21 protein-coding genes are annotated in these 20880 nt (G+C 73.4%); 11 read left to right on the top strand and 10 right to left on the bottom strand.

The features are described 5' to 3' along the window. Positions 1–83: 83 nt before the first annotated feature. The 7 genes from SM611_RS17590 to SM611_RS17560 all read right to left on the bottom strand — a co-directional run bounded on the left by SM611_RS17590 (position 84) and on the right by SM611_RS17560 (position 5310). The gene (locus SM611_RS17590) at positions 84–392 is read right to left on the bottom strand and encodes an MGMT family protein (protein ID WP_371950645.1); all 309 of its coding nucleotides are present in this window, start codon (positions 390–392) and stop codon (positions 84–86) included. Next, positions 376–1617, bottom strand: a complete 1242-nt coding sequence (locus SM611_RS17585) for a S8 family serine peptidase (protein ID WP_371950644.1) — start codon at positions 1615–1617, stop codon at positions 376–378. The genes SM611_RS17590 and SM611_RS17585 overlap by 17 nt, the downstream gene beginning before the upstream one ends. Beyond that, entirely contained in the window at positions 1611–2381 is a 771-nt protein-coding gene (locus SM611_RS17580) for a hypothetical protein (RefSeq protein ID WP_371950643.1), read from the bottom strand. Before SM611_RS17580 ends, SM611_RS17585 begins: the two co-directional genes overlap by 7 nt. Before the next feature lie 25 nt (positions 2382–2406). Then, positions 2407–3858, bottom strand: a complete 1452-nt coding sequence (locus SM611_RS17575; protein ID WP_371950642.1) for a S8 family peptidase — start codon at positions 3856–3858, stop codon at positions 2407–2409. Continuing rightward, entirely contained in the window at positions 3846–4694 is an 849-nt protein-coding gene (locus SM611_RS17570; protein ID WP_371950641.1) for a hypothetical protein, read from the bottom strand. Before SM611_RS17570 ends, SM611_RS17575 begins: the two co-directional genes overlap by 13 nt. A 133-nt stretch (positions 4695–4827) precedes the next feature. Further along, positions 4828–5022 (bottom strand): CsbD family protein, encoded by a 195-nt coding sequence (locus SM611_RS17565; protein WP_371950640.1) that lies wholly within the window; start codon positions 5020–5022, stop codon positions 4828–4830. Positions 5023–5118: 96 nt separating this feature from the next. Then, a complete protein-coding gene (locus SM611_RS17560; RefSeq protein ID WP_371950639.1) occupies positions 5119–5310 on the bottom strand; it encodes a hypothetical protein in 192 nt (63 codons plus the stop codon). Between the two features lie 221 nt (positions 5311–5531). On the opposite strand from SM611_RS17560, the gene moeZ reads away from it, so the two are divergent. Continuing rightward, complete coding sequence (gene moeZ / locus SM611_RS17555) at positions 5532–6713, top strand: adenylyltransferase/sulfurtransferase MoeZ (protein ID WP_371950638.1); 1182 nt, start codon at positions 5532–5534, stop codon at positions 6711–6713. A 121-nt stretch (positions 6714–6834) separates the two neighbouring features. On the opposite strand, the gene SM611_RS17550 is transcribed toward moeZ, so the two are convergent. Together SM611_RS17550 and SM611_RS17545 are read right to left on the bottom strand one after the other, a co-directional pair. Continuing rightward, positions 6835–8253, bottom strand: coding sequence for an MFS transporter (locus SM611_RS17550; protein ID WP_371950637.1), 1419 nt, complete (start codon positions 8251–8253; stop codon positions 6835–6837). A gap of 519 nt (positions 8254–8772) precedes the next feature. Continuing rightward, the gene (locus SM611_RS17545; protein WP_371950636.1) at positions 8773–9483 is read right to left on the bottom strand and encodes a TetR/AcrR family transcriptional regulator; all 711 of its coding nucleotides are present in this window, start codon (positions 9481–9483) and stop codon (positions 8773–8775) included. A gap of 163 nt (positions 9484–9646) precedes the next feature. Between SM611_RS17545 and SM611_RS17540 the strand changes: the two genes are divergently transcribed. From SM611_RS17540 to SM611_RS17530, 3 genes are all read left to right on the top strand, one after another. Continuing rightward, a complete protein-coding gene (locus tag SM611_RS17540; protein WP_371950635.1) occupies positions 9647–11803 on the top strand; it encodes an MMPL family transporter in 2157 nt (718 codons plus the stop codon). Between the two features lie 184 nt (positions 11804–11987). Next, positions 11988–14282 carry an MMPL family transporter gene (locus SM611_RS17535; RefSeq protein ID WP_371950634.1) on the top strand — a complete coding sequence of 765 codons (2295 nt, stop codon included), beginning with the start codon at positions 11988–11990 and terminating at the stop codon, positions 14280–14282. Further along, positions 14267–14569 (top strand): hypothetical protein, encoded by a 303-nt coding sequence (locus SM611_RS17530; protein ID WP_371950633.1) that lies wholly within the window; start codon positions 14267–14269, stop codon positions 14567–14569. Before SM611_RS17535 ends, SM611_RS17530 begins: the two co-directional genes overlap by 16 nt. Positions 14570–14602: 33 nt before the next feature. Here the strand turns inward: SM611_RS17530 and ku are convergent, their stop codons facing one another. Then, positions 14603–15505 carry a non-homologous end joining protein Ku gene (gene ku, locus SM611_RS17525; protein ID WP_371950632.1) on the bottom strand — a complete coding sequence of 301 codons (903 nt, stop codon included), beginning with the start codon at positions 15503–15505 and terminating at the stop codon, positions 14603–14605. 113 nt (positions 15506–15618) lie between these two features. Here ku and ligD (SM611_RS17520) point away from each other — a divergent pair, with 113 nt between their 5' ends. From ligD (SM611_RS17520) to SM611_RS17490, 7 genes are all read left to right on the top strand, one after another. Beyond that, positions 15619–16593, top strand: coding sequence for a non-homologous end-joining DNA ligase (gene ligD / locus SM611_RS17520; RefSeq protein ID WP_371950631.1), 975 nt, complete (start codon positions 15619–15621; stop codon positions 16591–16593). After that, a complete protein-coding gene (ligD, locus tag SM611_RS17515) occupies positions 16583–17494 on the top strand; it encodes a non-homologous end-joining DNA ligase (protein WP_371950630.1) in 912 nt (303 codons plus the stop codon). The genes ligD (SM611_RS17520) and ligD (SM611_RS17515) overlap by 11 nt, the downstream gene beginning before the upstream one ends. Before the next feature lie 145 nt (positions 17495–17639). After that, complete coding sequence (locus SM611_RS17510; protein WP_371950629.1) at positions 17640–18995, top strand: dihydrolipoyl dehydrogenase family protein; 1356 nt, start codon at positions 17640–17642, stop codon at positions 18993–18995. Continuing rightward, a complete protein-coding gene (locus SM611_RS17505) occupies positions 18992–19237 on the top strand; it encodes a hypothetical protein (protein WP_371950628.1) in 246 nt (81 codons plus the stop codon). The genes SM611_RS17510 and SM611_RS17505 overlap by 4 nt, the downstream gene beginning before the upstream one ends. 213 nt (positions 19238–19450) lie before the next feature. Further along, on the top strand, positions 19451–20080 hold the full coding sequence (locus SM611_RS17500) for a TetR/AcrR family transcriptional regulator (RefSeq protein ID WP_371950627.1): 630 nt from the start codon (positions 19451–19453) through the stop codon (positions 20078–20080). 157 nt (positions 20081–20237) lie between these two features. Then, positions 20238–20471 carry a DUF3107 domain-containing protein gene (locus SM611_RS17495; protein WP_371950626.1) on the top strand — a complete coding sequence of 78 codons (234 nt, stop codon included), beginning with the start codon at positions 20238–20240 and terminating at the stop codon, positions 20469–20471. A 108-nt stretch (positions 20472–20579) separates the two neighbouring features. Then, positions 20580–20879, top strand: coding sequence for a GlsB/YeaQ/YmgE family stress response membrane protein (locus SM611_RS17490; protein WP_371950625.1), 300 nt, complete (start codon positions 20580–20582; stop codon positions 20877–20879). Position 20880: the final 1 nt, after the last annotated feature.

Here is a 20880-nt window from a genome sequence, read left to right as displayed (position 1 = left end):
ACAGTTCATTGGAACAGATCACCGGGACGGTTCTGACCACAACGCACGCATGTCGCCAGGGAGAAAACCCACACCCCGCGGGCTCAGGACGGTCCCTGCCAACGCGCGCGCGACATGTCGACGCGGCGGCCGTCGGCACGCAGCGGGGTGCCCTCGGCGCGCCAGTGCTCGTGCGCGCGCAGCTCGTGGCACTGCGGCGGGCTGCCGTCCGCGCGGATCACCCGCCACCACGGGACGGCGCCGCCGTACAGCGACATGACGCGCCCGACCTGCCGGGGCCCGCCCCGCCCGACCAGCTCGGCGACGTCGCCGTAGGACAGGACGCGGCCCGGCGGGATGCGCTCCACCGCGTCCAGCACCGCCTCGGCGTACTCGTCAGGTTCGGACCACATCCGACGATTCTCCCGGATCGCGCGGCGCGGCGCGCAGGTACCCGGCGGCGCCCGCCAGGCCGGCCAGCGCCAGCGCGCAGACCAGCGCGTAGGTGAAGACCAGCCCACCGGAGCGGCGCACGACCGCGACCGGGCGGACGGGCTCGTCCGCGAACCGGCGGCCGGGCGCCAGCCCCGCGCCGCTCATCCGGGCGCCCGCGAGGGCGTCGGCCGCGGTCAGCGCGGCGACGGCGTCGACGCGCCCGAACCCGACCGCGCGGTCGTAGCCGCGCTCCGGCCGGTTCCGGGTGCTCGCCACGATCGCCTGCGTGACGAGCGCCGGCGCGAGCCCCGGGTGCCGCGACCTGATGAGCGCGGCGATGCCGGAGACGAACGCGGTCGCGGGGCTCGTGCCGTCCCCGATCCAGTAGCCGCCGTCCGGCCCGGCGCCGATGATCTGCACGCCGGGCGCGGACACGACGACGCCCGAGTTGCGGTTGGAGAACCCAGCGTGCCGCCCCTCCGCGTCGACGGCGGCGACGGAGATCACGCCGGGGAACGACGCCGGGTAGGAGTACCTGGTGTGGCCGCCGCGCTTGGCCGTCCGGTCGGCGCCGCCGTTGCCCGCCGCCGCGACCACCACCACGTTCCGGCTGATCGCGTACGCGACGGCCTCCCGCTCGCGCGGGGTCGGGTACGAGCGGCCGAGCGACAGGCTGATGACGTCGGCGCCGTGGTCGACCGCGTACCGGATGCCCTCCGCGATCGTCCCGGCGAAGCGCTCGGCGCCGGTGAACTCCGCGAAGCCCGGTTCGTCACGTTCCAGAATCACGCGCAGGGACAGCAGCCGCGCCTCGGGCGCGACGCCGACCATGCCCAGCGCGCCGCCGGGGCCGTGGCCGTGCCCGGCGATGATGGACGCCATGTTGGTGCCGTGCAGCCGCTTCGGCCGGGCGCCCGCCGGCCCGGCGCCGCGGGTGAGGTCGGGGCCCAGGGTGACCGCCCCGGCGAGGTCGGCCTGATCGGCGTCCACCCCCGAGTCGAGGACGGCGACGGTGACGCCGCTCCCCCTCGCCATCGTCCACGCGTGCGGCACGTTCAGCGACTCCAGCACGGGCATGACCGCGTCCCGGACCTGGTCGGCGCGGGCGGGGGCGGGCTGGACGGCGAGCGCCGGGGCGGCCAGCGCGGTGGCGGCCAGCGCCGCGGCGAACCGCGTCAGCACCATGGGGAAGCGCGTCAGCACCGCCACTCCCGCTCGCCGCAGCGGACGTTCGCGGGCGCGGCCAGCGGCCGCAGCACGCCGCGCACCAGCTGCGGCGCGAGCTCGGCCAGGTCGGCCTGCGGCCCGCGCAGCGCGGGACGCCCGTCGGCGTACCCGGCCGTCGCCGCGACCACGTACGGGCCGCGCTGCGCGGCGGCGGACGTCTGCCGGGCCGCGTCGCCGAACCGGGCGGCCACCGAGTCCGGGAACGGCAGCGCCCGCAGCCCGGGGCGGGGCGCGCCGTCGCCGGGGAACCACTCGACCGCCTCGCGCGCGGACCGCTCGTCCGGGAACGCCGCCACCCCGACCGTCACCGCGAGCCCCTGCGCCTGGTCGAGGTAGGTGGCGCGGAGCACGGCGCGGCAGCCGCGGGACGTGAGGGAGCGGGCGAGCGGGTCGTCGGCGGCCGTCTCGCAGCGGGTGTCGGTGCCGATCCCGACCCGGCGGGCCGTCTCCGGCGACGACTGGCCGAGCGTGTACGCGAGCTCGGCGGGGAAGATCTTCCCGGCGGGCCAGCCGCGGTAGCGGCCGGCCAGCTCCGCCGAGGCGGCCGCGGCGCGCTCGGCGGGCGTCGGGCCGCGGGTCAGCTCCGCCGACAGCCGCACCCCGGCGACGACCAGCACCGTCGCGCACGCGGACGCCGCGACCAGCGCGGCCGTCCGGCGCGACACCCGCCATCCTCCGCACGGCTCCCCGGAGGCCGGTTCCGGCTCGGTGCCCGGGGCGGTGATCTCGGCGCGCGACACGCAGCGGAGCGTAGCCGAAGCGGGGTCAGGACGGGGGCGCGAACGACGGTCCACCCGGCGATTCCTGCGGTCGCTGCGGTCCCGGCGGTCGGTGCGGTCGCTGCGGTCGCTGCGGTCCCGGGGGCCCGGGGGCGATGTAGGGCGGGCGCGGGGGCGGCGGGCGGAACGGCGCGCCGCCCTGCGGCGGGCCGGGGAGCGGGCCGGGGGACGGGCCGCCCGCGGGCCTCGGGTGCCGGCGCCGGAACGCGAGGGCGATCGCGCCGCCTCCGGCCGTCCCGCCGAGGCCGAGCACGAGGATCGCGACGACCGTCCAGCCGACCCAGGCGGGATGGTCGATGATCTTCACCGGGCCCGGGTCGGCCGTGCCGAACCGCTCCCGGGCGGGCTTGCCCCTGGCGGGGCCCGGACGCGCCGACGTGATCGACTCCGCCGCGGACAGCGCGCGGGCGGCGTGCACCTCGCCGAACCCGATCTCCGGGTCGTAGCCGCCCTTCGGCCCGTTCCGGGCGCTCTGGACGAGCGCCTGCGACACCAGCGCCGGCGCCATGTCCGGGTACTTCGCGCGGATCAGCGCGGCGATCCCGGAGACGATCGCGCAGGCGTCGCTGGTGCCGTCGCTGACGCCGTACCCGCCGCCGGGGAGCGCGACGGGCAGGCCGACGCCCGGCGCGGACAGCACCACCGAGTAGTTGCGGTTGGAGAACGGCGCGCGCTCGTGGCCGGGCATGGCCGCCGCGACCGCGATGACGCCGGGGTAGGACGCCGGGTAGGAGTACGGCGCGAAGCCGTCCTCGTCCAGCAGGCGCTGCTTCTCGCCGTCGTTGCCGACCGCCGAGACCACCACGACGCCCTTGCCGATGGCGTAGCCGACGGCCTCGCGCTCCTCCGGCTCCTCGTCCTCCCGGCCGAGCGAGAGGTTGATGACGTCGGCGCCGTGGTCGACGGCGTACTTGATGCCGCGCGCCACCGAGTTCCGGGCCGCCTCAGACCGCTGGTAGCGGGTGTAGCCGGCGTCCTCCGGCTCGCTGATCGACCGGATGGCGAGGATGCGCGCCTGCGGGGCCATCCCGATGATCCCGGAGCGGCCGCCCGCGCCGTGGCCCTGCCCGGCGATCAGCGACGCCATTCCGGTGCCGTGCAGCCGCGCGGGCCGCCCCACGTCGACGGCGGCGATCATGTTGGGGCCGGTGGTGACCTTGCCGCGCAGGTCCGCCTGCCTCGGGTCGACGCCGGAGTCGACGACGGCGACCGTCACGCCCGCGCCCTTGGTGATCTTCCAGGCGGCGTCCATGCCGAGGAGCTTCAGGATGGGCCGCTGCCGGTCGCGGACCAGGTCGGCGTGCGCCGGGACGGGCGGCAGCCAGCTTCCGGCGAGCGCGGCGGCCAGCAGCACGGCGCCCGTGCCGGCCCGCGCCCGGCCCCGCCGCGCCCGGCCCCGCCGCGCCGGGATCGGCCGCGCCCGGGTCAGCACTGCCACTCCGGGTCCTCGCAGTCGGGCAGCGCCTTCGTGGCGAGCGACCGCGCGATCGCGTGGCCGATCTGCGGCGCCACGGTGAACGGGAGGCCGGGCCGCTCCTTCTCGATCGCGGCCGCGGGACGGCCGTCGGACTGCCCGGACGCCGTCAGCACGACGTACGGGCCGCCGCGGTCGATCGTCCGGTCCTGGCGGGCCTCGTCGGTGAACCTGGCGGACGCGGTGCCCGGGAACGCGGCGGCGCGCAGCGCGGGACGCACCGGGCCCGACCCCTCGTCCGGGCCCTGGGAGGGCGGCAGCTCCTTGTAGGCGCGGTCGGCCTTCCACGGGTCGGGGAACGCGACGACGCCGACGGTGACGACGACGCCCTGCAACTGGTCGACATAGGTGGCGCGCAGCACGGCCCGGCAGCCGTACTTGGCGAGTGTCGCCGCGAGCTCCTCGTCGACGGCCTGGGCGCAGCCGGTGTCGGGGACGATGCCCGTCCGCGACGCGTACTCGCTGTGGTTGCCGCCGGGACGGTAGGAGACCTTGTCGGGGAAGACGCGGCTCGCGGGCCACGCCTGCCAGCGGCGCGCGACTTCCTTGTTCGCCGCCACCTGGAGTTCGGCGTTCGTGGGCGCGCGGTTGAAGGTCGTCCAGGCGCCCGTCACCGCGATGCCGGTGGTGACGAGGTAGCAGCAGCCGACGGCGAGGGCGGCGACCATCCACTGGCGGCCGGTCAGCCCGAGGACCGTCGGGTGCGCGGGGGCCGGCGGGCCCGCCGGCCCGAATCGCGGCGGGCTCGGGTGGACGGGCCGCGGCGGGGGCGGCTGCTGGGAGGGGGGCAGGAATGCCACAACAGTCAAGATTAACTGTGCTTCACGACATTCCGCCCTGCCAACCGGGTAAGGCCGCCCTCCTCCCCGCCGCGGCGATCGGAAACACTCGGAAGACGCTCAGACCACGCGCGGAAAGACGCGCGGAAAGCGGTCAGGAACCGAAGGTGCGCCGCGCGTCCTTGGCGGCGTCCTTGGCCTGCTCGCCGACCTGCTTGGCGCCGCCGGCCGCGCGGTCCTTGCGGCCCTCGGCCTCCAGGTCGGGGTTGCCGGTACGGCGCCCGGCCTCCTCCTTGCCCCGGCCCATGGTCTTCTGCATCGTGTTCTTGAGCTTGTCGAGGACGCTCATGGCTTCTCCTCCTGTATGCGAGTCCTCAGGCGAGTCGTCGCATGTCGTGGGTCCCAGCCCATGCCCGTTGAGCCGCGGAATATGCGGTGCTCCCGGCTATGCGTTGCTCCGGATGTCGCGGCGGATGCGGTCGGCCTCCTCGTGGATGCGGGCCTCGGTCTCCAGGAGTCTGGCCTCGGCCTCCCTGGTCTGCCGGCGCGCCCGCCGCTCCCGCAGGCTCGGCCTCCGCCGCGCCCCGGCGGCGCGACCACCGGCACGGCTCCGCGAGAACCGCTTGAAGACGTTCATCACCCGTCACCTCTCATCACCGGCGAGACGGTCCCTTGACCGGCTCGGCGACCGACCAGTGCCCGTTTCGCCACGATTCATTCCGCACCACCCGCCGACGTGGGCGTATCGCGGGCGGGCGGCTGCGGGGAATGCGGCGGGACATGGCAAGGTTGTGCGGGGAGAGGACAGTGACGTCCTGCCCTCCCAAACAGCCGAGCGTCAGCACAGGAGCACCCACCGTGTCGTTGCCACCTCTGGTCGAGCCCGCAGCGGAGCTCACCCGCGACGAGGTCAACCGCTACTCGCGGCACCTGATCATCCCCGACGTGGGCATGTCCGGGCAGAAGCGCCTCAAGAACTCGAAGGTTCTGGTCGTGGGCGCCGGCGGCCTCGGCTCCCCCGCCCTCCTCTACCTCGCCGCCGCCGGGGTGGGCACCCTCGGCGTCATCGACTTCGACGTCGTGGACGAGTCCAACCTGCAGCGGCAGATCATCCACCGGCAGTCGTCCCTCGGCAAGCCGAAGGTCGAGTCGGCGGCCGAGACCGTCCGCGAGATCAACCCGCTGATCGACGTGGTCGTGCACAACACCGCGCTCGACCGCGACAACATCATGGAGATCTTCTCCCAGTACGACCTGATCCTGGACGGCACCGACAATTTCGCCACCCGGTACATGGTGAACGACGCGGCCGTGCTGCTCGGCAAGCCGTACGTGTGGGGGTCGATCTACCGGTTCGACGGCCAGGCGTCCGTCTTCTGGGCCGAGTACGGCCCCTGCTACCGCTGCCTCTACCCCGAGCCGCCGCCGCCCGGCATGGTGCCGTCCTGCGCCGAGGGCGGGGTGCTCGGCGTGCTGTGCTCCTCGATCGGCTCCATCCAGGTGAACGAGGCCATCAAGCTGCTGACCGGCATCGGCGAGCCGATCGTCGGGCGGCTGATGATCTACGACGCGCTGGAGATGACGTACCGGTCGGTCAAGGTCCGCAAGGACCCCGAGTGCCCGCTGTGCGGCAAGAACCCGACCCAGACCGAGCTCCTGGAGGACTACGAGGCGTTCTGCGGCGCGGTGTCCGAGGAGGCCACCGAGGCCGCCAAGGACTCCACGATCACCGTCCACGACCTCAAGGCCATGCAGGACGGCGGGGAGGACATCTTCCTCGTGGACGTCCGCGAGCCGAACGAGTACGAGATCGTCTCGATCCCGGGCGCGACGCTGATCCCGAAGGGCGAGTTCCTGAACGGGTCCGCGCTGGAGCGGCTGCCGCAGGACAAGAAGATCGTCCTGCACTGCAAGTCGGGCGTCCGGTCGGCCGAGGCCCTCGCCGTCGTGAAGAACGCCGGCTTCGCCGACGCCGTCCACGTCGGCGGCGGCGTCCTGGCCTGGGTCAACCAGATCGACCCGAGCCAGCCGTCCTACTGACGCGCCTCCCCGAAGGCCCCCGGACCCGTCGCGGGTCCGGGGGCCTTCGCGCTGCCCGGCCGAACGCCGGGAGCAGAGTCCCGCCGTCCAGCGGCGGTGCGCACCGGGCGGTGCGTCGGCCTCACTTCTTCGGGGTGCCTTCCGCCGGGTCGCGGGGGTGCGGGCCTTCCGCCTGACCGGACGGGTTCAGGGCGCGGGCGGCGTCGGCGTCGTAGTGGCGGCGGCCGCCGAAGGCGACCAGGGTCCCGGCCAGCAGCGGGAGCAGCAGCACCGTGAAGGCGCCGCGCAGCGACCCGGTCAGGTCGGACGCCGCGCCCACCAGCAGCGGCCCGGCCGCCCCGCCGAGCGTGATCAGGAACTGGAGCACCGCGAACCCCAGCCCGCGGCGGTCCGCGCTGACGATGTCCGCGTTGGCCGCCGTGAGGGTGGGGATGGCGATCGAGAACCCGATGTTGGCGAGGCAGTAGAACGCGACCTGCGCGGGCAGCGCCGGGATCAGGACCGCGCCCGCCAGCCCGGCCGTGCCGACCGCCAGGCCGATCGCGCCGAAGTGGACGCGCCAGCCGGGTGAGCGCCCGTGCCGCCGGTCCCCGTACCGGCTCCCGATGAGCGTGCCGACGACCATCCCGGCCAGCCCCACGCCGCCCGCGATGGCCGCGGCCGGGCCCTCGGCGAGGTCGTAGGTGCGCTGGTAGTAGCTGGGCATCCAGAAGAAGAGGCCGCCGAGGCCGAAGAACAGGATCGTCAGCCCCAGGACGACCGACCGCAGCGTCCGGATCGCCAGCAGGGAGCGCAACTGCGCGGCCAGCGGCTCCCGCGCCGCCGCGGCCACGGGCGGGTCGCCGGCCGCGCCGGTGCCGGGCGTCCCCGAGCGCATGGCCTCGATGCGGTCGCCCAGCCCCCGGACGGGCTCGCGGACGGTGAGGCACAGCAGCGCGATGACCACGCCCGGGACGGCGACGAGGAAGAACATCGTCCGCCAGCCGAACGCCTGGGCCAGCGCCCCGCCCACCATGATCCCGAGCGGGAGCCCGGAGTAGTAGGCGAAGCGTTCCAGCCCGAAGGCGCGGGCGCGTCCGGAGCCGGGGAAGTAGTCGGCGATCAGGCTGGAGCCGGACGGGTTGTAGAGCAGCCCCGCACCGCCGAGGAAGACCCGGACGGCGAACAGCGTCGCGTACGACTGCGCCAGCCCGCTGCCGACCGTCAGCAGCGACCAGACGGCGACCACGGCGGCGATCGTCCAGGTCCGCCGGGTACGGTCGGCGAGCCGTCCGGCCGGGATCAGCAGCACGACCCCGGCCAGGGCGGCGGCGGTGGCGATGGCGCCGCCGGCGGTGTCGGAGAAGCCGAACTCCTCCTGGATCCGGGGCAGCGCGCCGGCCATGAGGTTGGCCTCGACCCGGTCGATCAGCGCCACCAGGGCGATGCAGATCGCGGGCCACCAGCCGAACGGGGCGGCCCGCGCGGGGTCGAAGGGAACCGGCGGACGCCCGGCGAACGCGGCGATCCGGGCGGACGGGGTCGGTGGGGCTGCGCTCATCGTGGTCCGTTCTCTCGTTCGGCGGTGCGGACGGGAGGACCGGGCGCCGCTCGGCGGCACCGGGGGTCGTCGTGCCTACGGCACGAGAAGGCCAGGCCGTTTCTGTGAAAGAAACAGCGTTTCCAAATCGGAAGCCCTAATCAATCATGTCCGCGGACACGATGGCAATGGTCAGCGCACCCGCGTCCGATCCGGGAGGCCGGAGCGCACGGATGGCCGAGTGCGTCGAACGCCGGTGTCAGTCCCCGCGGACGATGAGGCGGAGCAGGCGGCGGGGCGGCGGCGGGGGCGGCTGCTGGCCGCGCTCGCGACCCGGCTCGCGCAGGTGCACACGCGCGCCTCCCACCCGGCCTCGCGCTCGCCCGCGAGGTGGTGGACGGCCACGGCGGCACCCTCACCGCGGACGGCCGTCCGGGTGCGGGCGCGGTGTTCACCGTCCGGCTGCCCGCGGCGGCGCCCCGTCCCGCCCGGTGACGCGGCGGCCGTGAAGGCCGGCGGGGCCCGGTCGTCCCGCGCGGGTCACCGCCGGGTGTAGGTGAGGCCGATCTGCGGCGCGATCTCGGCGAGCATCAGCTCGAACATGGGCTCGGCGTCGGTGAGCGCGAACTCCAGGTGGCCGAACACCTCCAGGCTGACGCCGCCCTGGAGCCTGATCCAGCACTTGAGGAACTGCTGGATGACGCCGAGCGGCAGCTCCACGCCGAGGACGGTGTCGCGGTAGGCGCGCAGCTGCGGCAGCAGGACCGGGTCTATCTCGTCGTCGGGCGGGACCGGGAACGGCTTCTTCTTCCACAGCTGCAGGAACAGCTCCATGAACGTCCAGCCGAACTGGCGGGCGCACTCCTCGGCGAAGTCGACCTGCTCCTGCTCGCCGACGCCGCGGACCGGCGCGCCGAACAGCAGGGCGTACTCGCGCGGGTGCGCGAGGGACCAGCTGCGGAACTGGCGGGACGCCACCATGAACTTGCCGCTCATGTCGTCGTGCGGCACCCGCTTCAGCGCGGCGCGCAGCTCGCCGGTCAGCTCGGTGAACAGGTCGCCGACCAGGTGCCGCAGCAGCTCGCCGTGGCTGTCGAAGTACCGGTAGAGCGCCGGAGCGGTCATGCCCATCTCGCGGGCGATCGCCCGCAGCGTCACCGCCTCGGGACCCTCCTCGACGAGGATCCGCCGGGCGGTCTCGGAGATCTCCTTGACCGTCGCGGCGCGCAGCCGATCACGCCGTGTTCCCACTGAGCCGCCTCTTTCCCGATGCCCGGCCAGGTCCGGGACCGTCCTCGCATGATTCCTCAAGAACACCCTTGACGGAAGCTAACGCTGTATGCGAAGTTAACGCCGTTCGCAGTTTACAACGTTCACTGCGATTAACGGGTTACGGCGAGACAAGGGAACGGTCATGTTCGATCGATGGGGACGGTGGGTCCACCGGCGCAGACGCCGGGTCCTCGCCGCGGCGGGCGCGGCGCTGGTGTTCGCCGCGGTGTGGGGCACGGGCGTCTTCGGCGCGCTGAGCTCGGCCGGCGGCTTCGACACGCCGGGCAGCGAGAGCGCGAAGGCGGCGCGGATCGCCGACCGGGACCTCGGCCGGGACGAGGCGGACGTCGTGGTCCTCTATCAGGGGCGGACCACGGTGGACGACCCGGCCTTCCGGGCGTCGGTCGAGCGGGCGATCGCGGCCCTGCCGAAGGACAAGGTCGCCTCCGCCGCCACGTTCTGGACGACCCGCGCGCCGGCGTTCGTCAGCGAGGACCGGACGGCGACCTACGCCGTGCTGGAACTCGCCGGCGCCGACGAGGCGGCCCGCCAGGACGCCTACGACCAGGTCAAGGACGACCTGACCGAGGTCGGCGGCGGGCTCACCGCCAAGGTCGGCGGGTCGGTCGGCACCGAGACCGCGATCAACGAGCGGGTCTCGTCCGACATCGGGCGGGCCGAGGGCATGGCGATGCCGATCCTGTTGGTGCTGCTGATCGTGATCTTCGGCGGCGTCGTGTCGGCCAGCCTGCCGCTCCTCGTCGGCGGCATCGCGATCCTCGGCTCGTTCACCGCGCTGCACGCGCTGACCTACGTGACCGACGTGTCGATCTTCGCGGTGAACATCACCACGTTCCTCGGGCTCGGGCTCGCGATCGACTACGGGCTGTTCGTCGTCAGCCGGTTCCGCGAGGAGGTCGAGCGCGGTTCGTCCGTCGAGGACGCGCTCGCCGCGACGATGGCCACGGCCGGCCGCACGGTCGCGGTCTCCGGCGTCACCGTCGCGGTGTCGCTGTCCGGCCTGCTCCTGTTCGACCAGAACTTCCTCGTCTCGATGGGGTACGGCGGCATCGCGACCGTGTTCGTGTGCATGCTCGCCGCGCTGACCGTCCTGCCCGCGCTGCTCGCCGTCCTCGGCCCGAAGGTCAACGCGCTGCCGGTCCGGCGGCGCCGCGCGTCCGGTGACCGGGCCGGCGGCTGGTGGGGACGCCTCGCGCACAGCGTCATGCGCCGCCCGGTGGTCTACGTCGTCGCCACGGTGGCGCTGCTCCTCGCGCTCGGCGCGCCGTTCCTGCGCATCAACTGGGGCGGGGTCGACGCCAAGGTCCTGCCGGACGGCGCCGACGCGCGGGTGGTCGCGGAGCAACTGGAGACGCGGTTCCCCCGCAACGCCACGAGCCCGATCGAGGCCGTGGTGACCGGGACGTCCGACCGGGCCGCGGTCCAGGCGTACGGGGACCGCCTGGCGGCGCTGCCCGGCGTGACGGACGCGACGGTGACCGGCGCCCAGGGCACGACGACGCGGATCTCGCTGCGCTACGACGCCGACCCCAACTCCGGCTCCGCGCGCGACCTCGTCCAGCGGGTCCGGGACGTCCCGGCTCCGGCCGGCGCGCACGTCTACGTCGGAGGCATGACCGCCGACGTCGTCGACCAGCTCGACAGCATCGGCGCGACGCTGCCCTGGCTGGCGGTGCTGGTGGGCGGGGCGACGTTCGTGCTGCTGTTCCTGGCGTTCGGGTCGGTGCTGCTGCCGCTCAAGGCCATCGTGATGAACACGCTGTCGCTGTCGGCCACGTTCGGCGCGGTCGTGCTGATCTTCCAGGACGGCCACCTGTCCGGCCCGCTCGGCTTCACCGCGACCGGCTCGATCTCCCCCGCGATGCCGATCCTGATGCTGGCGATGCTGTTCGGTATCTCGATGGACTACGAGGTGTTCCTGCTGTCGCGCGTCCGCGAGCAGTACGACCTGACGGGCTCCAACACCGCGGCCGTCGCCGCCGGCGTGCAGCGCACCGGTTCGATCATCACCAGCGCGGCGCTGCTGTTCATCATCGTGATCGGCGCGTTCGCGACGTCCGGCATCACCTTCATCAAGATGACCGGCGTCGGGATGGCGATCGCGATCCTGATGGACGCGACCATCGTGCGGGCGCTGCTCGTGCCGGCCGCGATGCGGCTGATGGGGCGGGCGAACTGGTGGGCTCCCGGCCCGCTGGCGAGGCTCTACGGCAAGTACGGCATCCGGGAGGGCGGCTCCCCCGCACCGGCGCGGCCCGAGCTGGAGCCGGTGCCCTGAGCCCGGTGCCCTGAGCCCGGTGGTCAGAGCCCGGTGGTTCGAGCCCGCTGGTTCGAGCCCGTGGGCTGGGCGTCCGGCGGCCGGCGGTCCCGTACCGCCGGCCGCCGCATCGCGCCCCTTAACGCCCAAAACAGTACAAATCGTCTTTTACCCTGCATAGAGCAGCGGCGGCGGGGGGCGACCGATGTTCGATCGATGGGGCCGATGGGTCCACCGGCGGCGCCGGTGGGTCCTCGCCGCCGCCGGCGCGCTGCTCGTCTTCGCCGGCGTCTGGGGGACGGGAGTCTTCGGCGCGCTCAGCTCCTCCGGCGGCTTCGAGACGCCCGGCAGCGAGAGCGCGGCGGCGACCCGGATCGCCGAGCGGGCCCTCGGCCGGGACGCCGCCGACGTCGTCGTCCTCTACCAGGGCACGACCACGGTCGACGACCCGTCCTACCGGGCGTCGGTCGAGCGGGCCCTGGCCGCGCTGCCGGCCGGGAAGGTCGCCGGCACCGCCACGTACTGGACGACCGGCTCGCCCGCGTTCGTCAGCGAGGACCGCAGGTCCACCTACGCCGTCCTCGGACTCGCGGGCGCCGACGACGCCGCGCGGGAGGGCGCCTACCAGGCGATCAAGGACCGGCTGGACGACGCGGGCGGCGGGCTCACCGCCAAGGCGGGCGGTCCCGTCGCCACCTCGGCCGCCATCGACGACCGCGTCGCCTCGGACATCCCGCGCGCCGAGGCCGTCGCCATGCCCCTCCTCCTCGTGCTGCTCGTGCTGATCTTCGGCGGGCTCGTCGCGGCGAGCCTGCCGCTGCTGATCGGCGGCATCGCGATCCTCGGCTCGTTCACCGCGCTGCACGCGCTGGCGTACGTGACCGACGTGTCGAGCTTCGCGGTGAACATCACGACCTTCCTCGGGCTCGGCCTGGCGATCGACTACGGGCTGTTCATGGTCAGCCGGTTCCGGGAGGAACTCCGGCGGGACGGAACCTCGGTCGAGGACGCCCTCGCCACGACGATGGACACGGCCGGCCGCACGGTCGCGGTCTCCGGCGTCACCGTCGCGGTCTCGCTGTCCGGTCTCCTCCTCTTCGACCAGAACTTCCTGGTCTCCATGGGGTACGGCGGCATCGCGACCGTGTTCGTGTGCATGGCCGGCGCGCTGACCGTGCTGCCCGCGCTGCTCGCCGTCCTCGGCCCGAAGGTCAACGCGCTGCCGGTCCGGCTCCGGAGGCGGGGCCGGGGCGGGCGCCGCTCGTCCCGCGGCTGGTGGGGACGGGTGGCCTACAGCGTGATGCGCCGCCCGGTCGTCTACGTCGTCGCCACGGTGGCGCTGCTCCTCGCGCTCGGCGGCCCGTTCCTGCGCATCAACTGGGGCGGGGTCGACGCCGCCGCCCTGCCCGAGGGCACCGACACGCGGGCCGTCGCCGAGGCGCTGGAGACGCGGTTCCCGCGCAACGCCACGAGCCCGATCAACGCGGTCGTCACCGGGACGTCCGACCGGGCCGCGATCGACGCCTACGGCGACCGCCTGGCCGCGCTCCCCGGCGCCGCCGACGCCACCGTGACCGGTGCCGGCGGCGACACGACGCGGATCGCGCTGCGCTACGACGCCGACCCGTACTCCGCCGCCGCGCGCGACCTCGTGCAGAACGTCCGGGACGTCCCGGCGCCCGCCGGGGCGCAGGTGCACGTGGGCGGCGCCACCGCCGACGTCGTCGACGAGATGGCCGGCCTCGGCGGCACGCTGCCGTGGCTCGCGCTGCTCGTCGGCGGCGCGACGTTCGTGCTGCTCTTCCTGGCGTTCGGGTCGGTGCTGCTGCCGCTGAAGGCCATCGTGATGAACATGCTGTCGCTGTCGGCGACGTTCGGCCTGGTGGTGCTGATCTTCCAGGACGGCCACCTGTCCGGCCTGCTGGACTTCACGGCCATCGACGCGATCGCGCCCGCGATGCCGCTCCTGATGCTGGTCATGCTCTTCGGGATCTCGATGGACTACGAGGTGTTCCTGCTGTCGCGCGTCCGCGAGGAGTACGACCGGACCGGCTCCAACGTCACGGCGGTGGCGGCGGGCGTGGAGCGCACCGGCTCGATCATCACCAGCGCCGCGCTGCTGTTCATCATCGTGATCGGCGCGTTCGCGACGTCCGGCATCACCTTCATCAAGATGGTGGGCGTCGGGATGGCGGTCGCGATCCTGATGGACGCGACGATCGTCCGGGCGCTGCTCGTCCCCGCGATGATGCGGCTGCTGGGGCGCGCGAACTGGTGGGCGCCCCGCCCGCTCGCCCGCCTCTACGGCCGGTACGGGCTCCGTGAAGTCTCCGCCGCCAATGTGCGGAAACCGCTTGTGGCGCATGTCACGCGGCGCGAGACTGAACCTCGTTCCACCGGCACCACCTCGCGTGACGCGTACCGCGACGGACCGCGCCCGGCGGACCCCCAGACACCATCACGGGATGTCCCTTTGGAGGCACCATGGCCACGCGGATGATCACCGACGCCGAGACGGCGCTCGGGCACCTGGAGCGCCTGACCGACGCGCTGCGCTCCGCCGGCTGGGCGGTCGAGGTCGCCGCGCCCGACGACCGCCGCCCGTCCGCGCTCGTCGCCGACCCGCACATGCGCCGGATCAACGAGAACGTCATCGCGGCCCCGGAGCGGTCCGGCGACGGCTGGTCGTACTGCTACGGCTGGGGCGAGCGGATCGCGCCGTGCACCGACCCGTCCGGCGCCGCCGCCGCGCTCGCCCGCGTCCTCACCGCCCGCCGCGACAACTGAGCCCGAGCCCGGCGGCGGGCCCGCACCGCGCCCTCAGGCGGACTTGCGGCTGCGGCTCTTCGCCGGTTCCTTCTTCGCGGTCGGCTTCGACGGCGACGTCTTGCGGGCGGCGGGCTTCTTCGCCGCCGTGCCCTTGCCCGGGGCCGCCTTGCCGTCGCGCTCGCCGCGGCTTTTCTTGGCGGCCTCGACGCTGGCGCGCAGGGCGCTGAGCAGGTCGGCGGCGGGCTCCTCCTCGGCCTCCTCGGGGCGGGTGACCTCCCTGCCCTCGACCTTGGCGTCGATCACCGCCTGGAGCGCCTCCCGGTAGGCGTCCTTGAACTCCGACGGGTCGAACTCGCCCTCCATCGACTCGATGAGGGACGTCGCCATCGAGAGTTCCTGCTTGCGGACCTCGATGTCCTCGTCCAGGAACGGAAAGTCGGGGGTGCGGACCTCGTCCGGCCAGAGCATCGTCTCCAGCACGAACACGCCGTTGCGGACGCGCAGCGTGGCCAGCGACTCGCGCTGCCGCAGCGCGACCTTCACGACCGCGACCTGGCCCGAGTTCTCCAGCGCGTCGCGGAGCAGGACGTACGGCTTGGCGCCCTGCGCATCCGGCTCCAGGTAGTAGGACTTCGCGAAGTAGATCGGGTCGACCTCCGCCTGCTCCACGAACTGCAGGACGTCGATCCGGCGGCTCGACGACAGGGGCAGCTCGGCGAAGTCCTCGTCGGTGAGGATGACCATCTCGCCGCTCGGCAGCTCGTAGCCCTTGGCGATGTCGGAGTACGGGACCTCCTCGCCGTCGACCGTGCAGACCCGCTTGTACTTGATGCGCCCGCCGTCCTCCCGGTGCACCTGGTGGAAGCTGACGTCCCTCTGCTCGGTCGCCGAATAGAGCTTCACCGGTATGGTCACCAGCCCGAACGAGATCGCGCCCTTCCAGATACTCCGCATGATCCGTCCTTACCCAGCACGTTCCCGCTCTTAGCGTCGCAACCCGGCGCGATTTGCGCCAGAACGAGGCCTTGATCCTTTTCTGCGGGCCGGTGGCCGGGTAAGACGCCGGTATGACCATGCCGTGGCCCGTTGAGCCCATGATGGCCGCCACCGGGGACCTCCCCTCCGACGGCGAGCACTGGGGCCTGGAGCTGAAGTGGGACGGCGTCCGCGTCCTGTCGCACGTCTCCGCGGACGGCGTCCGGGCCGGCGGGCGGCGCGGCGGCGACGTGACGGGCCGGTACCCGGAGCTGTCCGCGCTGGCCGACCTGCTGCCGGACCACGACGCCGTGCTGGACGGCGAGGTCGTGGCGTTCGAGGACGGGCGGCCGAGCTTCGAGCGCCTCCAGCGCCGGATGCACGTCGAGCATCCCGACCCCAGGCTGATCCGCCTCGTGCCCGTCCGGTACGTGGTCTTCGACATCCTGTTCCTGGACGGGCACCTCCTGTACGACCTCCCTTACGCCGACCGCCGGGCGCTGCTGACGGAACTGGACCTGGCCGGAAGCGGCCCCGTCGAGGTGCCCCCGTACCTGCACGGCGGCGACGGCTCGCAGGTGGAGGAACTACTCGAGTTCACCCGCGAGCAGCATCTGGAGGGCGTCCTCGCCAAGCGGCTGGACTCCCCGTACCGCCCCGGCCGCCGCGTCGACTTCTGGCGCAAGGTGAAGAACTTCATGACCCGCGAGGTCATCGTCTGCGGCTGGAAGCCCGGCAAGGGGCGGCGCGAGGGCGGCGTGGGGTCGCTGCTCCTGGGCGAGTACGACGTGAAGGGGATGCTGGGGTTCGTCGGCCACGTCGGCACGGGCTTCACCGACCGCGCCCTGGACGAGCTGTACGAGACGCTGTGGCCGCTGCGCCGTCCCACCAGCCCCTACGACGAGGCCGTCCCGCGCGAGTTCGCCAAGGACGCCCAATGGGTTGAGCCGCGGCTCGTCGGGGAGGTCGCCTACAGCGCCCGCACCAGGGACGGCCGGTTGCGCTTCCCGTCCTGGCGGGGGCTGCGTGACGACAAGGACCCCCTGGAGGTCACGAGTGAGCAGTAGCCGGACCGCCGTCGACGTCGACGGACGGCAGCTGTCGCTGTCCAACCTCGGCAAGAACCTCTACCCGGAGTTCACCAAGGGCGAGGTCATCGACTACTACGCGCGCATCGCCCCCGTGATGCTGCCGCACCTCAAGGACCGCGCCGCCACCCGGATCCGCTGGCCGGACGGCGTCGACGGCGGCAAGTTCTTCGAGAAGAACGCCCCGTCCCACACCCCCGGCTGGATCCGCACCGCGACCGTGCCGAGCCCCGGCAGCACGCGCGGGCGCGAGACGCTCGACTACATCGTGGTCGACGACCTGCCCACGCTCGTGTGGTGCGCGAACCTCGCGGCGCTGGAGTTGCACGTCCCGCAGTGGAAGGTCGGGCCGCGCGGCGAGGTGCACACCCCCGACCTCGTCGTCTTCGACCTGGACCCGGGCCCGCCCGCGACGATCGTGGACGCGTGCGAGGTCGCGTCCCTGCTCGCCGAGCTGCTCGGCGAGGAGCACGGCCTGGACGCGTGCCCGAAGACGAGCGGCAAGAAGGGCCTGCACGTCTACGTCCCGGTCGAGGAGCCCGAGGAGGCCGAGCGGACGTCGCGCTTCGCCAAGGACATCGCCGAGCGGCTCGCCAAGGACCACCCCGGCCTGGTCGTCGCGAAGATGGAGAAGCGGCTGCGCAAGGGGAAGGTCTTCGTCGACTGGAGCCAGAACAACCCCGCGAAGACGACCGTCGCCGCCTACTCGCTGCGCGCCGCGAGCCGTCCGTCCGTGTCGACACCGGTCACCTGGGACGAGATCGAGTCCTGCGAGCGCGCGGCCGACCTGGCGTTCACCCCGAACGAGGTCCTGGTCAGGGTGGACGAGCACGGCGACCTCCTCAAGCCGCTCCTGGACGATCACCGTCCGCTCCCCTGACCGTCCCCGTCCCGCCGCCCGGACGCCCCATTCGCGGACATTCCACTGAATTCCGAGTGCCCTATGTGTTCAATCCAGCACTCTCCGGGGTCGTGGTCCGTCACCATGGGCACGGGGACACCGAGCGGGGCGGAAGGAAGAGCAGTTGTCGCAGAACCACCACTACGACGCCGTGGTGCTGGGCGGGGGGACGGCGGGGGAGCTGGTCGCGGCCGGCCTCGCCCGCGCCGGACGGGACGTCGCGCTCGTCGAGAGCCGCCTCGTCGGCGGGGAGTCGCCGTACTTCGCGTGCGTCCCGTCCAAGTCGCTGCTGCTGTCGGCACGGCGCGGCGAGACCTGGGAGATGGCGCTCGCCCGGCGCGACGCGCTGGCCGGGCACCGGGGCGACGACCCGGCCGTCGCGCGCATGGCCGAGGACGGCGTCACCGTCCTGCGCGGCCGGGGCCGGGTCCTCGAACCGGGGCGCGTCGAGGTCGGCGGGGCCGTGCACGGCTTCGGCGACCTGGTCGTCTGCACCGGCAGCGAGCCGGTGATCCCGCCCGTCGAGGGGCTCGCCGACGTCCCGCTGTGGACGAGCGCGGAGGCGCTGTCGGTGCCCGACCTGCCGCGCCGGCTGGTCGTCCTCGGCGGCGGCCCGGTCGGCTGCGAGCTGGCGCAGGTGTACGCGGCGTTCGGGTCGCAGGTCGCGCTGGTCGAGTCGTCCGGGCGGCTGCTGACCGCCGAGGCCCCGTTCGCGGGCGAGGCGCTGGCCGACGCGCTCCGCCGGATGGGCGTCGACCTGCGGCTCGGCGCCGCCGTCGGCAACGTCGAGCGCAAGGACGTCGGGGTCCGCCTGTGGCTGTCGGACGGGGGGACGCTCGACGCCGACCGCGTCCTCGTCGCCGCCGGGCGCCGCCCCCGCGTGGAGGGCCTCGGGCTGGAGAACCTCGGCGTCGCCGTCGTGCCGGGCCGGGGCGTTCCCGTGGACGAGACGTGCCAGGTGCCGTCCGGCACGGGGGGCGTGTGGGCGGCGGGCGACGTGACGGGCATCGCGCGCACCGCGCACGCGGCGCGCTACCAGGCCCGCGTGGCGCTGTCGAACCTCCTCGGGCGGCGCCGCGAGGCCGACTACCGCGCGATCCCCCGCGTCGTCTACACGTCCCCGACCGTCTACTCGGTGGGGATCTCGCCCAGGCAGGCGGAGGAACTCCGCATAGACCTCCTCACCGCCGGGTACGACCTCGCCGCGACGGCGCGGGCCGCGGTGGAGGCCGATGAGCGCGGCCGGGTGGAGCTGTACGCCGACCGCTCCCGCGGACTCCTGGTCGGCGCCGCCGCGGCCGGACTCTACGCCGAGGAGTGGATGAGCGAGATCGCACTGGCCATCCGCGCGGAGACGCCGCTGAGCCTGCTCGCCGACGTCGTCCACGCGTTCCCGACCTACGGCGAGGCCGTAGAGGCGCCGCTGCGGGAGCTGGCCGGGCGGCTGCGCGACCCCACTCGCGAGGAGGACCCCGAATGAGCGAGACCGACGACCTGGGACGGACGGCGGCGAGCGGGACGGATCGAGCCGGCGCGCCCGGCGAGGCCGACGAGACCATCGAGGCCGACGAGGCGGACGCGGCGGAGCAGCGGGCGGCTCTCGACGAGCGCGACGAGAACGCCGAGCAGGTCGAGCGCGCCCCCCTGCCGGACGACGCGAACGACGCCGACGTGGCCGAACAGCGGCGCGAGGTCAGGCTGGACGAGGACGAGTACCGGTGACGGTCGTTGGACTCCGTCACAGGTAACAAGGTTTCCGGAAGGGACCGGCGCCGGACCGGGACCGGTCCCGGCGGGAATACACTGACCTGCGCGAAGGAACGACACCGGTCCTTGTCAGTGACCGACGGAGTTACTCGCGCGTAGGATGATGTGATTGTTCACACGCGGCGGACGCCCCACCCGCCGCCACGATTCGGTTGATCGGAGAGTGTGGTGACCGCGACCCCGGACGCCCGCCCCCGTGGCACGAGGCTGCCGCGGCTGGCGCGCCGCAGGCAACTGCTCGGCGCCGCCCAGGAGGTGTTCGTCGCGCAGGGGTACCACGCTGCGGCGATGGACGAGATCGCCGAGCGCGCAGGCGTCAGCAAACCCGTGCTCTACCAGCACTTCCCGGGCAAGCTGGAGCTGTACCTGGCCCTGCTGGACGAGCACGCCGAGGCCCTGGTGAAGATCGTCCGCGAGGCGCTGGAGTCCACCACGGACAACAAGCTGCGCGTCCAGGCGAGCATGCAGGCCTTCTACGACTTCGTGGCCGGCGACGGCGAGGCGTACCGCCTGGTCTTCGAGTCCGACCTGCGCAACGTGGCGCCCGTCCGGGCCCGCGTCGACCGCGCCAACCAGCAGTGCGCGGAGATGATCGCCCAGGTCATCGCCGAGGACACGGGCGCCGCCGCCGAGGAGGCGCACCTGCTCGGCATGGGCCTGGTCGGCATGGCCGAGGTCAGCGCGCGGTTCTGGCTCTCCCAGCACCGCGCCATCCCCAAGGACACCGCCGAGAAGATCATCGCCCGGCTGGCCTGGCGCGGCATCTCGGGCTTCCCGCGGACGACCGACCAGACCTGACCCGCCTCCGCGCTCACCGCGCTCACCGCGCGGCCGTCCGCCGGACGTTCACCCTCGGCACAACCGGGCGGCCCGCCGATCGGGTGATCTCCGTGCGACCATCGGAGACGGGACCGCCGGCGGTCGGCGGGACGTGACGGACGACGGGAGCAGCGCGTTGCAGGTTCGCATCGGGGTGCAGAACGTTCCCAAGGAGCTCGTGGTGGACACCGCGCAGTCGGCCGACGAGGTGACGGACGCACTGTCCGACGCGCTCGCCGCGCCGAACGGCGTGCTCGTCCTCAAGGACAGGCGCGCCGGCCGGATCGTGATCCCGGCCGCCCGCGTCGGCTACCTGGAGATCTCCGAGGACGAGCAGCGCAGCGTGGGGTTCGGTACGCAGTACGCATGACGTCTCGGGCCGGTTCGACGAAGTTTTGACCTGCGCTTTGTTTCAAATCGGCACAACGGGCATATCGATCACCGTTCAAGGGCCGCCCGGCCCACGGAAAAGGAATGGATGATCGACATGCTCACGACGATCCTCTGGTTCATCGTCGTCGGTGCCGTTATCGGAGCGCTCGCCAGGCTGCTCGTCCCGGGCCGCAACCCGATCGGCATTCTGCTGACACTTCTCATCGGGATCGCCGGCGCCATCCTCGGCGGTGTCGTCGCGGACGCGCTCGGCGCGGGCACCCTCATCGCCTTCGTGTTCGCGGTCGTGATCGCCGCACTCGGCGTGGCCGCGCTCACGGGCATGAACGCGCGCGGACGCGGCGGCCGCAAGGGCGGCTGGCGCACGCGCCGCGGCACCTACTGAC

Source organism: Actinomadura monticuli (assembly GCF_041463655.1).
Classification (GTDB): Bacteria; Actinomycetota; Actinomycetes; order Streptosporangiales; family Streptosporangiaceae; genus Spirillospora; species Spirillospora monticuli.
Note: the sequence above shows the minus strand (reverse complement) of the source record. Positions and strands in the feature narration are given on the sequence as shown.